The sequence below is a fragment of the Micromonospora sp. MP36 genome (assembly GCF_008119785.1).
Lineage (GTDB): Bacteria > Actinomycetota > Actinomycetes > Mycobacteriales > Micromonosporaceae > Micromonospora.
Genome location: NZ_VSFA01000008.1, coordinates 140,332 through 154,344, shown reverse-complemented (window position 1 = coordinate 154,344; position 14,013 = coordinate 140,332). Strand labels below are relative to the sequence as shown.

14 protein-coding genes and 2 pseudogenes are annotated in these 14,013 nt (G+C 69.3%); 9 read left to right on the top strand and 7 right to left on the bottom strand.

All coding sequences use genetic code 11. From position 1 onward, the window contains the following. Window positions 1–68: 68 nt before the first annotated feature. Window positions 69–479, bottom strand: a complete 411-nt coding sequence (locus FXF52_RS10725) for a hypothetical protein (protein ID WP_148795962.1) — start codon at window positions 477–479, stop codon at window positions 69–71. 185 nt (window positions 480–664) lie between these two features. On the opposite strand from FXF52_RS10725, the gene FXF52_RS10720 reads away from it, so the two are divergent. Together FXF52_RS10720 and FXF52_RS10715 are read left to right on the top strand one after the other, a co-directional pair. Beyond that, entirely contained in the window at window positions 665–886 is a 222-nt protein-coding gene (locus FXF52_RS10720; protein ID WP_148795960.1) for a hypothetical protein, read from the top strand. A 74-nt stretch (window positions 887–960) separates the two neighbouring features. Further along, complete coding sequence (locus FXF52_RS10715) at window positions 961–1,281, top strand: GYD domain-containing protein (protein ID WP_148795958.1); 321 nt, start codon at window positions 961–963, stop codon at window positions 1,279–1,281. Here FXF52_RS10715 and FXF52_RS10710 read toward each other — a convergent pair. Then, window positions 1,278–1,564: pseudogene (locus FXF52_RS10710) on the bottom strand (integrase core domain-containing protein); the annotation flags it as partial. The gene FXF52_RS10715 and the pseudogene FXF52_RS10710 sit on opposite strands and share 4 nt — an antisense overlap. 149 nt (window positions 1,565–1,713) lie before the next feature. Between FXF52_RS10710 and FXF52_RS10705 the strand changes: the two are divergent. Continuing rightward, window positions 1,714–3,678, top strand: coding sequence for a zinc ribbon domain-containing protein (locus tag FXF52_RS10705; RefSeq protein WP_148795955.1), 1,965 nt, complete (start codon window positions 1,714–1,716; stop codon window positions 3,676–3,678). Window positions 3,679–3,685: 7 nt separating this feature from the next. On the opposite strand, the pseudogene FXF52_RS10700 reads toward FXF52_RS10705, so the two are convergent. Next, a pseudogene (locus tag FXF52_RS10700) lies at window positions 3,686–4,403 on the bottom strand (leucine zipper domain-containing protein); the annotation flags it as partial. Between the two features lie 9 nt (window positions 4,404–4,412). Then, window positions 4,413–6,104 carry a 2-isopropylmalate synthase gene (locus tag FXF52_RS10695; protein ID WP_148796003.1) on the bottom strand — a complete coding sequence of 564 codons (1,692 nt, stop codon included), beginning with the start codon at window positions 6,102–6,104 and terminating at the stop codon, window positions 4,413–4,415. Between the two features lie 260 nt (window positions 6,105–6,364). On the opposite strand from FXF52_RS10695, the gene FXF52_RS10690 reads away from it, so the two are divergent. From FXF52_RS10690 to FXF52_RS10680, 3 genes are read left to right on the top strand one after another with little or no spacing between them, the layout of a single operon-like run. Then, complete coding sequence (locus FXF52_RS10690) at window positions 6,365–7,006, top strand: NAD(P)-dependent oxidoreductase (protein WP_148795953.1); 642 nt, start codon at window positions 6,365–6,367, stop codon at window positions 7,004–7,006. A gap of 12 nt (window positions 7,007–7,018) precedes the next feature. Continuing rightward, window positions 7,019–7,705 (top strand): FadR/GntR family transcriptional regulator, encoded by a 687-nt coding sequence (locus FXF52_RS10685; RefSeq protein WP_148795951.1) that lies wholly within the window; start codon window positions 7,019–7,021, stop codon window positions 7,703–7,705. Continuing rightward, on the top strand, window positions 7,702–8,559 hold the full coding sequence (locus FXF52_RS10680) for an ABC transporter ATP-binding protein (RefSeq protein WP_148795949.1): 858 nt from the start codon (window positions 7,702–7,704) through the stop codon (window positions 8,557–8,559). The genes FXF52_RS10685 and FXF52_RS10680 overlap by 4 nt, the downstream gene beginning before the upstream one ends. A gap of 151 nt (window positions 8,560–8,710) precedes the next feature. On the opposite strand, the gene FXF52_RS10675 is transcribed toward FXF52_RS10680, so the two are convergent. Next, window positions 8,711–9,388: a DUF998 domain-containing protein gene (locus FXF52_RS10675; protein ID WP_187413435.1), complete on the bottom strand. Its 678-nt coding sequence runs from the start codon at window positions 9,386–9,388 to the stop codon at window positions 8,711–8,713. Between the two features lie 53 nt (window positions 9,389–9,441). Here FXF52_RS10675 and FXF52_RS10670 point away from each other — a divergent pair, with 53 nt between their 5' ends. After that, window positions 9,442–10,035, top strand: a complete 594-nt coding sequence (locus FXF52_RS10670) for a PadR family transcriptional regulator (protein ID WP_255471840.1) — start codon at window positions 9,442–9,444, stop codon at window positions 10,033–10,035. A 134-nt stretch (window positions 10,036–10,169) separates the two neighbouring features. On the opposite strand, the gene FXF52_RS10665 is transcribed toward FXF52_RS10670, so the two are convergent. After that, window positions 10,170–11,438: a HAMP domain-containing sensor histidine kinase gene (locus FXF52_RS10665; RefSeq protein WP_148795945.1), complete on the bottom strand. Its 1,269-nt coding sequence runs from the start codon at window positions 11,436–11,438 to the stop codon at window positions 10,170–10,172. Further along, the gene (locus FXF52_RS10660; protein WP_187413434.1) at window positions 11,435–12,091 is read right to left on the bottom strand and encodes a response regulator transcription factor; all 657 of its coding nucleotides are present in this window, start codon (window positions 12,089–12,091) and stop codon (window positions 11,435–11,437) included. The genes FXF52_RS10665 and FXF52_RS10660 overlap by 4 nt, the downstream gene beginning before the upstream one ends. Window positions 12,092–12,222: 131 nt before the next feature. On the opposite strand from FXF52_RS10660, the gene FXF52_RS10655 reads away from it, so the two are divergent. Then, entirely contained in the window at window positions 12,223–12,771 is a 549-nt protein-coding gene (locus tag FXF52_RS10655) for a hypothetical protein (RefSeq protein WP_148795943.1), read from the top strand. Between the two features lie 188 nt (window positions 12,772–12,959). Further along, complete coding sequence (locus tag FXF52_RS10650; RefSeq protein WP_370517929.1) at window positions 12,960–14,012, top strand: efflux RND transporter periplasmic adaptor subunit; 1,053 nt, start codon at window positions 12,960–12,962, stop codon at window positions 14,010–14,012. Window position 14,013 lies beyond the last annotated feature (1 nt).

Below are 14,013 nucleotides of genomic sequence, written 5' to 3'. Positions count from 1 at the left end.
TTGCTTGGTCGCTAACCGATCTACCGGAGACCTCAACCTTTATCGATCACCGCCACGCCGGGCCTACCTCACCGGCCGGAAGCCCTTACGAAACACGGGCTAGCCGCATTGTCGGCGCCGCCCGGCGCGGACTCCCTGTCGGTCGACCCAACGTCAGGACCTCGCGGCCGCCGGCCCGTGAAAATCGACAGCACCAGCAGCAGCATTCCGGCGGTGCTCAACGCCCCGGCGAGGCTCCTGATCGGGGTGTTCCACTGCAGCACGACACGCCAGGCTCCGTCGTGGTCACCGGTCAACAGGTTGACCTGATACACCGTCCATACGGTGTCCGTCACAAGCGCGACGATCAGCATCGCCAAGGCCCCCACGGCCACCCATGCCACCGAACCGAGCCGCTGCCGCCGAAACAGCAGCAGCCCGGACCCCGCCAGCAGGACGAAGAGGTCAGGGATGACCGCAACCAGCATCAACGATGTCAACAAATACCTCCGCCGTGGGATTCGTGACCATAACAGGGTGTGACGTCACAGCGGCGAAGGGGCGGGCCGGACCGGGCGATGCCCCGATGGTGAGAAATCCTCGCCGCAGGACCTTGGCAGGACACCGGATCAGGCAACTGAACGGCGTGGTGACTAGCCGCTGGCATACCGGGTACGCCCGGCGCATGGGTAGCCACAAGCGGAACAAGCATGATCCGGGCGGCGAGTCGGCGCGCGCCGGGCGGAATCCGGGCAGCGGGGCGCGGGGCCGGCAGGGCTCGGAGGTGGAGCACTCGCCGGACCGCCGGCACCTGCGGGCGGCGACCGGGACCTCGGGCACCGAACGTGACCAGGGCCGGGCGAGGGTCGAGGGCGGGGAGCGGGTCCAACGACAGGGAACGCGCTGAGCTTCCGGGACTGATTCGAGCAGGCGCTGGCGGCAGTCCGAGAGCCGCCAGCGCATCGGGGAGTTGATGTCGAGGTGCCCAAGTTCCTGTTGCAGTCGACCTACACCATCGACGGGATCAAGGGGCTGATCAGCGACGGTGGGACCAGACGCGCCCAGGTCGTCCGGAACACGATCGAGGCCAACGGCGGGCACATGGACTCGCTTCACTTCTCGTTCGACAAGTACGACACCTACGTCTTGTGTGACCTGCCGGACCACAAGAGCGCTGCGGCGCTGGCCATCGCCATCCGAGCGGCGGGCGGGGTGGACACCCGGGTGATCCCGCTGCTGACGCCCGAGGAGATCGACAGGGCGACCCGGGCAGAGCCCCCCTACGAGCCGCCGGGCCGCTAGGTGTGGGAGGCCAGGACGTTGCTGACGCCGGTCGCGAGTCGTGACGCTGGCGGTTCTCCGTTCGCGGCGCCGTTTGGCCGGTGGTAGTTGTAGTGAATGTTCCAGACTCCAACGGCTTCGCGGCGTTGGTCCTCTGAGGTCCAGGTGCGGGCGTAGAGAACCCATCGGCGATGATCCGGTTGTACCTCTCTACCTTCCCGTTGTGGCGTGGGGTGTAGGCCGTGATCCGCTGGTGCCGTGACCCGAGCAGGGCCCGGGCGAACGCCTCAGCGCGGTAGCAGGCTGACCAACTTGATTAGGAATCGTCGGTGATCATAGGTTAACCGTGTGGACCGTGGCGTTTCGCTTTTGGGCTGGTTCGGGGTGGATTCCGGTGATGTGGGCCGGTCGTGATCGCGGGTTCTCCTGGATCGTTGTCGAGGCGATGAGTCGGTGACCGGGAAGCTGCCGCTGGCTGAGGGTGAGGTCTCCCGTACCGCTTGCGCCCGCGTTTTGCTCCGATCGGGGGTGGACGAGGAGAGCGGTGAGGTTCTGTCGCAGGCGGTGCTTGCGCAACGTGTTGGCTGGTGCGCCGATCTGGTGGTGGGCATGGTGTCCGGCCTGTTGGTTGAGCGGTGGAACTGCGCGGATGTGGAGGTGTTGGCCTCCGGACACGACGCGGGTGGCCGGAAGCTTCCGTCGAACGCGTGGATGGCGCTGCGGCGCTTGGGTTGGACGGTTACCGCGCCGGTGGGTGTGAGGGTCAATGACCGGGTCGTGCGGATGGCGCAGGAGCAGGCGGGGCGTGTTCTGCGTTCGGCGTCGTGGCGTGCTGGCCTGATCGCCGGGGTGCTGGCGACGTGGCCGGACGATCCGCGTCAGCGCACCGCGCAGGAGTGGGAGCAGGTACGTAAGACGGTTCCGGGCGGGGAGCATCTGCCGTCCAGCGTCATCAAGTCCCGCACCCGGCAGGCCGCCAGGTTCCTTGCCGTCAATGGCCGGCTGCCGGTGGACGTGTTCGAGCTCGAAGGCGTCCCCAGGGTCGCGCGGATGCTGCTGTTGGCCGCGTGTGACCGGCAGCAGGCCACCATCGAACGCAGCGACACCGACCCTGCGAGGGTGTTGCTGCGGTTGCAGCTGCCCACCCGCCCGGATCCGCGATCGTATCGGGATTGGACGTGGGTGGCCTGTCCGATCAGCCTGCCGCCCACGGTTCCCGCCTCGGCGGTGCTGCACCTGCCCACCCTGCGTGTCACCGGCGGGCAGGTGCGCGCCGATATGGCATACAGCCACCCGGTGCCGAAGGCCCGGCGGACCGGGCACACGGTCGCGGTCGGCGTGGACTGGGGCCTGAACACCCTCCTCAGCGCGGGCGCCCTGCGACTCCACGAGGGCGGGCGGATCACCGCGTTGGGGGCGGGTGGTCAGTTCCGGGCGGCCGGGGTCCTGGCCAAACAGCACCGCCTGCGCCGGCACAGTGAGCGGCTGCACGCCAAAGCCGACCACTACCAACGCCTCATCGGCGTCGACTCCCGGCATCAACTCGTCGGCAAGCATGCGGTGCTGCGCGACGAGATCCGGCACGTCTCCGACCGCCCGACGAACCTGAACGCCGCGCTCGCCTGGGCTGCCGCCAGATGGGCCGTGGACCAGGCCATCGCCGCCCGAGCGACCGTCATCTACGTCGAAGACCTGCGGTCGTTGGAGGCCAAGGGCATGGGCGCCACCCTGAACACGCGGCTGTCGCAGCAGGTGCGCGGGCAGATCGTCGACCGGATGCGGCACCTCGCCGCCGAGACGGGTATCGCCGTGGTCACCGTCCCTGCGCGGAACACCTCGAAGCACTGCCCGCAGTGCCTGACTCCGCTGCAGCATTGCAAGGCCCCCGACAAGCCGACCGTGGCGGGCTGGAAGTGGGCGATCTGCCCCCACCAGTCCTGCCGCTGGCAAGGCGACCGCGACCAGGGCGCCTGGCGGCGCATCGCCGCCCGCGGCCTCACCCACCAGGCAAAGACCGCCACCGACAAGACCAGCGGCCACATGGTCATCCGCGCCGTGGTCGACAAGTTTGAAACGTCGGCGGTTATCACGACAAGCCACCGGGGGGATCGGTCGAAGACTGGCCCCACCCGGCGCAAGGCACCACGCCCCGCGCCCAGGCGACGTAGGGCACCCTCCCCCACCCGGCCTCACAGCCGGGCGGGTAAGCGTCCGGAGGGACACGCACCAACGGACCGGCCAAGGCTGCCCCGCGCAGCCCACCGACACCAGGGCGTGAACACGACCAGCACACCCACCACCGGCCACCAGCCACGCGGAGCCGCCCTGGGCGCAGGATTCCACTTCCACGCCCACGCGTCCCCACCACGGTGGGAAACGATCCCGGAAACCCCATCCGACTCAGGATCACTAAGCTGATCAGGGACGCTCCGTTGTCGGTGACGATCCGCTCGATGCGGGTGATGCCGTGGGCGGCAAACCAGGCGCGAGCTCGGTGCATGAAAGCGATGGCGGTGGCGGCCTTCTCGTCCGGGAGCGCTTCGGTGTAGGCGAGGCGGGAGTAGCCGTCGATGGCGGAGTGCAGGTAGACGTAGCCGCCACGCTTGCTGTTCCTCTTGGCACGTTCAGCAGTCTTGGCCTGTTCGCTTCCTCGTCCGTGAGCGCGCCAGCCGCCACCATCGGGGATACGGCCTACCTTCTTCACGTCAATGTGCACCATGTGCCCAGGGCGGCGGGCGACGATCTTCTGCGGCTCGCGATTCGACTCCCCGTTGGGGTCAAATGAATCTGCGGTGGTTCAGTCCCAGCGCTGCCAGATGTCGGGTCACCGTCCGCCGGCTGATATCCACCCCGGCTGCATGAAGCTCGAAGGCGATGCGTGATGCCGACCACTTGTGCGTGCGGCGCATCTCCTCGATCCGGGCGACCACTGCCGGGTCCGTGGCCGTGGGTTGATGATTAGGCGTGGAGGCTCGGTCCAACAAACCGAGTTCGCCGTGGCTGCGGTACCGGTTGACCCACTTCGACGCTGTCGCCCGAGAGATTCCCATCTCGGCCGCGACGTGCGCAACCGGTCGAGTACGGCATCGCTCGACAAGTCGGCGTCGGCCTGCTGGCGTGAGGGGCGCGTTGCTGTGCACCATGACAGCGGTTCAGGCCGACGTTAGGGTGCCGGCGGTGGCGAGCGCGGCGCTGAGCACCGCGCGCACGCTGGCGGTCAACACGGACCGGTCTCGCCCGGCGGCCCAGTGAGTGCCGCCGCTGTTGCGGTATTCGATGAGGGTCAGCGCGTCGCTGTCGTTCCCGGATGTGAGCGAGGACTGGTGCAGGGAGAGGATCTCGACGCCGATGTGTTGCTCCTCGAGCAACCGGGCGGTGGCTTCGACAGGGCCGACGTCGTAGGTGCCGCTGTGCTCCACTCCGTCGATGCGCAGGCGGATATCCGTGCGGCTCGTGCCATCGTGGCTCCCGGATTCGAGGTCGATCAGCTCGATGTCATCGGTGTCGGGAGTCAGGTAGGCAGATTCGAAGAGCTTGAGCAGCTGTGGCGGGTCGATCTCGAGACCTGTGGTGTCGGCGCATTCCTGCACCCGGCGTGCGAAGTCGATCTGGAGACGGCGGGGCAGCTCGATGCCGTACTCGGCTTCGAGGAGGTAGGCGATGCCGCCTTTGCCGGACTGGGAGTTGACGCGGATGACCGCGTCGTAGTTGCGTCCGATGTCAGCGGGGTCGATCGGCAGGTAGGGCACTCGCCACTCGATTTCTCGCTCCGTGCGGTTCTCGGCCGTGGCCCGGTCCCGGTGCTCGGCGAAGCCCTTCCTGATGGCGTCTTGGTGGGTGCCGCTGAAGGCGGTGTGCACGAGGTCGCCGACGTAGGGGTGGCGGGGGTGCACTTCGAGTTGGTTGCAGTGCTCGACGGTACGGCGGATCTCGTCGATGTCGGAGAAGTCGACCATCGGGTCGATGCCCTGCGCATGGAGGTTCAGGGCCAGGGTCGCGATGTCGACGTTGCCGGTGCGCTCCCCGTTGCCGAAGATGCAGCCTTCGACACGTTGCGCGCCGGCCAGCACCGCAAGCTCCGCGCATGCGATGCCGGTGCCGCGGTCGTTGTGCGGGTGGACCGAGAGGATCACGCTGTCGCGGCGGGAGAGATTCTTGTGCATGTACTCGATCTGATCGGCATACACGTTCGGAGTCGCGACTTCGACGGTCGCCGGCAGGTTGAGGATCACCGGCCGTCCGGGCGTCGCGTCCCACAGCGTCGTCATCGCGTCGCAGATGTCGAGGACGTAGTCGGGCTCGGTGAGATTGAAGACCTCGGGCGAGAACTCGAATCTCACGTTCAGCATGCCGTCGGTGAGTGCCAGGACGTCGCGACCGCCACGGAGGATGAGCTCCTTCAGCTCGTCGGCCGGGTGACCGAGCACGACATCGCGCCAGGTCGGGGCGGTGGCGGTGTACATGTGGATCACGACCTGGTTCGGGATGCCGCGGATCGAGTCCACCGTTCGCTCGATCAGGTCGCGACGGGCCGGCGTGAAGACCACGATGGTGATGTCCTCAGGCGCGATGTCGGACTCCGCGATGAGGCGCACGAAGTCGAAGTCCGTCTGGGACGCCGACGGATAGCCGACCTCGATCTCCTTGTAGCCCATCGCCACCATCAGCTCGAAGAACCGGCGCTTGCGCCCAGGATCCATCGGCTCGGGCAGTGCCTGGTTGCCATCACGCAGGTCGACCGGCACCCACAACGGAGCCTTGGTCAGGCGGCGGCTGGGCCAGTCACGTTCGGTGAGGGGGATCTCGACGCGTGCGTAGACGTCGCGGTAACGGTACGACGGCATCTGCGATTCCCGCTGGCGGTTCCAGGCGGGAGCGGCATCCGGAACAGGACCTGAGGGCGTGGCGATCGTGGGAAAGCTGGACATGCTGGCGGTTCCTTCTCATCGAGGCTGGGAGATGAACCGGCGCACGTCTCGACTCCACGGTGGGGAGCCGGTTCGACTAGGCCCCGCCGTGGCAGCGAAGGAGAAGCACCTGCTGGATCAGCACCCAGTCACGCTAGCACAACTCCTCAGACAAGTAGACAGGTAGGGTTCTCATCATGAATGACGAGCCAGCGACTGTTTCGTCCAACGTTCCAGCACTTCGAGTGTTCGTCGCCGGGGCGACCGGCGTGATCGGATCGCGCTTGCTGCCTCTGCTCACCCGTGCCGGCCACACCGTGGCCGGGATGACCCGCACCGCGTCGAAGGCGGGGCTGGTCCAGGAGCTCGGTGCAGAGCCCGTGGTGTGCGATGTCTACGACGCCGCCGCGCTCACGACCGCGGTGAAGGGCTTCCGACCCGACCTGGTCCTCCATGAGCTCACCGACCTGCCTGACACCACCGAGGAGCTTCCGGCTCGACGGGCAGACAACGCACGCATTCGCATCGAGGGGACACGCAACCTCATCGCCGCAGCCACTGCCGCGGATTGCGGGCGACTCCTCGCGCAGAGCGTTGCCTGGGAGCTGCCACCCGGCAACGGCGCTGAGGCCGTCCGGGCGCTCGAGGAAGCCATTCTCGGCTTCGGTGGCGTCGTACTGCGCTACGGCCAGTTCTACGGACCTGAGACTTTCTATCCCGACGCCCCGCCCGCCGGCCCCCGCATCCATATCGATGCCGCCGCGGAGCGCACGGTCGCCGTGCTGGATCGGCCCAGCGGGATCCACACGATCACCGACGACACCTCCACCTCGGATTGAGAGGGACGGCTCATGGAGCAGGTACAGCGAACCTCATTGGCTGACCAGGCTGCGCAACTCCTTCTCGAGCGGATCCGCGCGGGCGAGTGGCACCTCGGCGCGAAGCTCCCCGGCGAGACGACGCTGGGCCCCCAGCTCGGCGTCGGCCGATCGACGGTTCGCGAGGCGATCCGACAACTGGCCGGGCGTGGCGTTCTCGAGACCCGGCAGGGTGCAGGGGTGTTCGTCACGGCGCTCGACGTCAACGAGGACTGGGACCTGGTACTACGACAAGCAGACATCGCCGCGGTCATCGAGGGCCGCATCGCCATCGAAACCGAGGCGGCATCGCTCGCGGCCCAGCGGCGTACCGCATCGGACATACGAGCAATGCGACGGGCCCTCGCGCAACGCGTCACAGCAGGGCAGAGCGCTGAGAAGTACGTCGATGCCGACATGGCACTGCACCGCACCGTCGTGGCCGCGGCCCACAACAACGTCCTGCTGGAACTCTTCGACGGGTTCGTGCCACGGGTCCGCCGGGCGATGATCGACATGCTCAACCTGCAGCCAGCCGGCACCCCGTGCGACTCCGACACGTCTGGGAACGACCAGGAGGCACATGCCGAACTCGTGCAGGCCATCATCGACCGCGAGTCAGCCACGGCCGCCCAGCTCAGCCGTACCCACCTCACCTCACTAAAGGCGGCCCTGGCGTGACCAACGGCAGCGTCGCCCACGCACGGCCCGTCATCGAGCTCGCCGAGGTCACGTTCCGGCGCGGCGAGCAGACCATCCTCGACTCGATCAGCTTCGCCGTACATCCGGGTGAGCACTGGGCGCTGATCGGGCCTAACGGTGCTGGCAAGAGCACGATCCTGGGATTCTGCGGTGCGCTCACGCATCCCACCTCCGGGACGGTCGACGTCCTCGGCTACCGGCTCGGGCGTGTTGAGCTACAAGCACTGCGCCGTTCCATCGGTCATGTCAATCCACGACACCCGTTGACCTCTCCGCTCGCGCTGCGTGAGGTGGTGCTGACCGGACTGACCGGCTCGATCGAGCTACCGCTGCGCTGGCAGCCCACACCCTCTCAGGTCCGCGCCGCCGATGCCCTGATCGAGCAGATCGGCCTGGCCGGGAAGTACGAGGCAAAGTGGCCGACGTTGTCGCAGGGTGAACGCGGCCGCGCCCTGATCGCCCGCGCACTTATCTGCGAGCCCGATCTGCTCCTCCTCGACGAGCCGACCACCGGTCTCGACGTGGCTGCGCGCGAGCAGCTGTTGGCGACCATCGCAGCACTCGAACATACTCACCCCGAACTCGCCTCGATCCTGGTCACCCACCACCTCGAGGAGCTTCCGCCGAGCACCTCACACGCCGTCCTCCTCAACGATGGACGCATCGTCAGGTCCGGTCCAGCAGCAGACGTCCTCACCACCGAGTACGTGTCGCTCGCCTTCACCTACCCCATCCAGGTCGGCCAGCACGGAAGGCGATGGTTCGCGCGAGCGAATTCAGCCGACGGGAAGTACCCGGTCGCAAGAGCTAAGACTCAGGCTTACTCGACTTGAGCCGTAGGCCGCAGAGGCGCTGAAGAACTCACGGGCGGGCCCCCACACACGCACGCCACCAAGATTGGATGTCAACAACGTCTTGGCCCGCAACAGCTAGGGCTTCACCTGCCGCGGTCTTGGGTGGCTGTGCGAGCACCGCCTGGGGGTCTCACTCGCGGATCGGATCGTGCCGGTACGCCAGCCAGCCCATGACCACGAACCAGCCGTGCACCTGCAGCACCAGCAGCCGCTGCACGAGTCCCGCGATGCCGTGCTCGGCGCCGTCGGCGGTCGGCTGGAACGTCGCGAAGAAGGCGACCAGGAGCACCAGGGTCAACGGGCTGCCGAGCAGTAGCAGGGTGCCGAACCGGCGCCACCCGGGGACGCCGCGGAGGTAGCACCCGGCGACGAGGAAGGCGGCGATCGGGATGCCGACGGCCAGGGTGAAGCCGAGCGAGTGCAGCATCGCGGCTTCGAGGTTGAAGATCCCGCACACGACCTGACCGATCCCGGTGCAGGCGAGCAGCGCGACCGACCAGCGCCGCAGGGCCGGCCGGTTGGGCGGGACGGCGCGGAACACGCCGACCACGCCGACGGCCAGGACCAGTCCGGTGACGACGAAGGCGGTGTTCATGTAGGGGGCGGTCACTCCGAGGCCGAGGCCGCTGATCGGTTGGCTGATCGGCGAGTAGTCGGTGAAGCGGTGACCGAAGAACGTGTAGCCGGGGCTCAGGATGCCGAGGACGAGCCAGGCGAGGGTGAACAGCACCGGCCCGACCACGGCCCCGAGGGCGAGCCACCGGGTCGAGCGGGAGACGTGGAGGCGAGGGAGCGTCATCATAGTCATGAACTGACTATACATATTATGACTATAAGCGTGTCAAGCGTTAGGCTCGGCTGGTGAACCAACCACGCCGCTCCGTGCTCGCGCTGGCCGTGCTGTCGATGCTCACCGAGGAACCGATGCACGCGTACCGGATGCAGCAACTGATCAAGGAACGACGCAAGGCCGACGTGGTCAACGTCAGCCAGCGCAACAGCGTCTACCAGACGATCCAGAGGCTGGTCCGGGACGGCCTGGTGGCCGTGGAGTCCACCGAACGCGCCGAGAACCGGCCGGAACGCACGACGTACCGCATCACCGACAGCGGACGGGCGGCCCTGGGTGAGTGGCTGCGCGCCATGCTCTCCACCCCGACCCCGGAGTACCCGGAATTCCCGGCCGCCCTGTCCTTCCTGCCGAACCTCGCCCCCGCCGACGCCCTCGACGCGCTGACCACCCGCGCGGACCGCTTGGCGGAGCGGCTGACCGCACTCGACGCGGAGATCATCGAGGTCGGCCGGTTCCTGCCCCGATTGTTCGCGATCGAGTCGGAATACCAACGCCAGGTCGTCGCCGCGGAGCTGGCGTACGTCCGCACCCTGATCCAGGACCTGCGCGCCGAACGGATCACCTGGCCGTTCGTCGACGGCGCGCCGGTCTGGCCGGGCTGAACGAGGGCTCGGCCGCCGGAGAGCCTCGATGCTGTCGACCGACAGCCGATCAGCTGAACAGCTCCCGAGACGGGAGGCCGACCGGAACGCCGCAGATCAACGGCGGCATGCACCGCTGTTCCGGTGGCACGAACTCACGCCCGGTGCCCGCGCGTCATGGCGGGCAGCGGTCGCGCCGGTTGGGCGGGGACCAGCGCGCCCAGCGGTGGCAGGGTCACCGTGACCACCAGCCCACCGCCGTTTCGCGGGTGGGCGTGCACGGCGCCGCCGTGCGCCTGGGCCACCGCCCGCACGATCGACAGGCCGAGCCCGAAACCGCGCCCGGCACCGACCCGGTCGTCAGGGCCGCGGCGATCCGCGCCCGGCCGAGGGCCGGCCAGGCGGTCGTGGTGCAGCCGCCGGAACGGCTGGAAGATGGTTTCGATCTCGTAGCTGGGCACCACCGGCCCGGTGTTGGCGACCACCAGGGTGGGGCAGCCGTTGACCAGGCCGGTGCTGACGTCGATCTCGCCGCCGGCCGGCAGGTTGTGCCGCACCGCGTTCTCCACCAGGTTCTGCGTCAGCCGCTCCAGCAGCACCGGGTCACCGGCCGTGGCGGCGGACGCCAGCTGCCGGCGTACGGTCAGCTCCGGCGCACCGGCGGCCTGGTCGAGGACGTGCCGGGCGATCTCGGCGAGGTCCACCGGGGTACGGTCGACGACCTGCTGCTCGGAGTCGGCGAGGGTGAGCAACCCGTCGATGAGCCGTTCGTGGCGTTCGTTGATCGCCAGCAGCGTCTCGCCGAGCTGCCGGAGCTCGGCGGAGGCGCCCGGCCGGGACATCGCCACCTCCAGCAGCGACCGGTTGAGCGCCAGCGGCGTACGCAGCTCGTGCGACGCGTTCGCGACGAACCGCCGCTGGCCGTCGAAGGACCGGTCGAGCCGCTCCAGCATCAGGTCGAACGTGTCGGCCAGTTCCCGCACCTCGTACCGGGGCCCCCGCAGCGCGATCCGCTCGTGCAGGCCCCGACCGGCGGCGCCGGCGGCGGCGATCCGGCGGGCGGTGCCGGTGATCTGGTGCAGCGGCTGCAGCGCCCGCCCGGCGATCAACCAGCCGAAGCCGAGGGCAATCGCCGAGATCAGCAGGAGCGCCACCCCGCCCTGGGTGAGCAGGGACTCCAGCGCGGTCCGCTTCGCCTCGTCCTGGGCCTCCTGGATCAGGATCCGCACCTGCTCGGCCGCGCCGGAGGTGGGCAGCTTGCCGAACGGGTCCGCGTGAACGACCTGCGTCTTGACGTCTGCCAGCGGCTGGCGCATCCGCTGGTCGACCAGCACGTACGTGACGCCGAGCAGGACCACGCCGGCGAGCAGCAGGAGGCCGCCGTGGACCAGGGTCAGGCGGGCCCGGATGGTCAGTCGTTTCACCGGATCTGATACCCCACTCCCGGCACCGTCTCGACCACCTGCGGGTCGCCGAGCTTGCGGCGCAGCTTCATCACGGTCACCCGTACCACGTTGGTGAACGGGTCGATGTGCTCGTCCCAGGCCCGTTCCAGCAGTTCCTCGGCGGAGACCACCGTCCCGCCGGCCCGGACGAGTTCGGCGAGCACCGCGAACTCCTTGCGGGACAGCGCGACGTACCGGCCGTCGCGGTAGACCTCGCGCCGGGCCGGGTCGACCACGATGCCGGCGCGGCTGAGCTTCGGCGGGGCGGCCGGGCGGGCCCGCCGGGCCAGCGCGTGCACCCGGGCGGAGAGTTCGACCAGCGCGAACGGTTTGACCAGGTAGTCGTCGGCGCCGAGGGCCAGGCCGGCCACCCGTTCCCGGACGGCCGCGGCGGCGGTCAGCATCAGCACCCGCGTCTCGCCGCCGCTGTCGACCACCGCCCGGCAGACGTCGTCGCCGTGCACCACCGGCAGGTCCCGATCGAGCACCACGACGTCGTAGTCGGTGATGCCGAGCCGTTCCAGCGCGGCGTCCCCGTCGTAGGCGACGTCCACCGCGAACGCTTCCCGGCGCAGCCACTCGGCGATGGAGTCGGCCAGCAGCGTCTCGTCCTCGACCACAAGCACTCGCACCGTCCCATGGTGACGCGGCCGCGGATAACCACGGCGTTAACACCGACGGTTACGCCCCGGATACCGCCGCTGCGGTCGACTCGTCCGTATCGGCCGGCGATCCACGCCGGCCCGAAGGAAGGAGTTGTGCGATGCGCCGACGAATGTCGGGCACACTGCTCGTCCTGCCCCTGCTGTGCGGGCTCGCGCTCGCTGGCTGCGCGCGTGCCGGTTCGGACGGGGAGCAGGTGGCCACGGCCGGCGGTGGTGCGGCCAGTGCCTCGCCCAGCGCCAGCGTCGTCCCGGTCAGCGACGAGGACCGGCAGCGCGAGTTCGCCAAGTGCATGCGGGAGAACGGGCTGCCGGACTTCCCGGACCCCGAGATCGCCGACGGCAAGGTCCGCATCCGCATGCCGGACGGAGCTGACAAGGCGAAGGGACAGGCGGCCATGGAGAAGTGCCGCAGCCTGATGCCCAATGGCGGCAAGGAGATCAAGCTCGACGCGGAGCAGGTGGAGAAGGTACGGCAGCTCGCCCGGTGCATGCGGGAGAACGGCGTGCCGGACTTCCCGGACCCGGGCCCGGACGGCGCCATCGAGCTCACCGGCGACGGCTTCGACCCGAAGAACCCGACGGTGCAGGCCGCCATGGAGAAGTGCCGGCAGGACGGCGCGCCGCTGCTGATGAAGAGGACACAGTGACCGCGAGGAGTGAGCCGGATTTGCGAGCCCCGCAATCGCAAACAGAAGCAGGGCTCGTGAGCGCGAGTGAGCCGGGTTTGCGAGCCCCGCAGTCGCGAACAGAAGCAGGCCCCGTGCGCGCCGGCGCCACCGCGCCGGCCGCCGGGTCCGCCGGGCGCGGCCGTCGCCGCCGCCGCGCGCGTACGCCGATCGTGATCGCCTCCGCGGTGGTGGTCGCCGCCGCCGCGGGCGTGGCGGCCGCCGTCGGGGTCGAGGGGCGCAGCGGGGGTACGCCGGCCAGCGGCGGGCTGCCACCGGCGACCGCCGAGGTCACCCGGCAGACCCTGGTCGACTCGGAGAGCTTCGACGGGGAACTCGGCTACGGCGCCACCCGCACCGCGACGCTGCGCACCGGCGGCACGATCACCGCGCTGGCCGCCACCGGCAGCCAGGTCAGCCGCGGCAAGCCGCTGTTCGCGGTCGACAACGCCGAGGTGCTGCTGCTGTACGGGCGGCTGCCGGCGTACCGGACGCTGGCGCCCGGCCTGTCCGGTGCCGACGTGCGGCAGTTCGAGGAGAACCTGAAGGCGCTCGGCTACTCCGGGTTCACCGTCGACGACGACTACACCTCGGCGACCGCGGACGCGGTGCGTCAGTGGCAGGACGACCTCGGCCTGCCCGAGACCGGCCGGGTCGAGCTGGGCCGGGTCGTCTACGCCGACGGCGCGGTCCGGGTGGACGGCCACGAGGCGGATCTCGGCGATCCGGCGCAGCCCGGCCAGGCGGTGCTCACCTACACCGGCACCGCCCGGGTGGTGACCGTCTCCCTCGACGTCGACGACGAGCGGCTGGCCAAGCGCGGCAGCAAGGTGACCGTCACGCTGCCCAACGGCAAGGACGTCGCCGGGACGGTCTCCGCCACGGAGACGGTGATCGACACCGGCACCGGCGGCGGGGCGGGCGGCCAGGGCGACCCGGAGACGAAGATCGAGGTCACCGTGACCGTGGCCGACCCGAAGGCGCTGACAGGTTTCGAGCAGGCCTCGGCCAAGGTGGCGTTCACCGCCGCCGAGCGCCGGGACGTGCTGACCGTGCCGGTCGCCGCGCTGCTGGCGCTTGCCGAGGGCGGCTACGGCGTGCAGCTGGTCGAGGGCTCCACCACCCGGATCATCGCCGTGGAGACGGGGTTGTTCGCGTCCGGCCGGGTGGAGGTCTCCGGCGCCGGGCTCGTCGAGGGGGCGACCGTGGGGATGCCGACGTGAC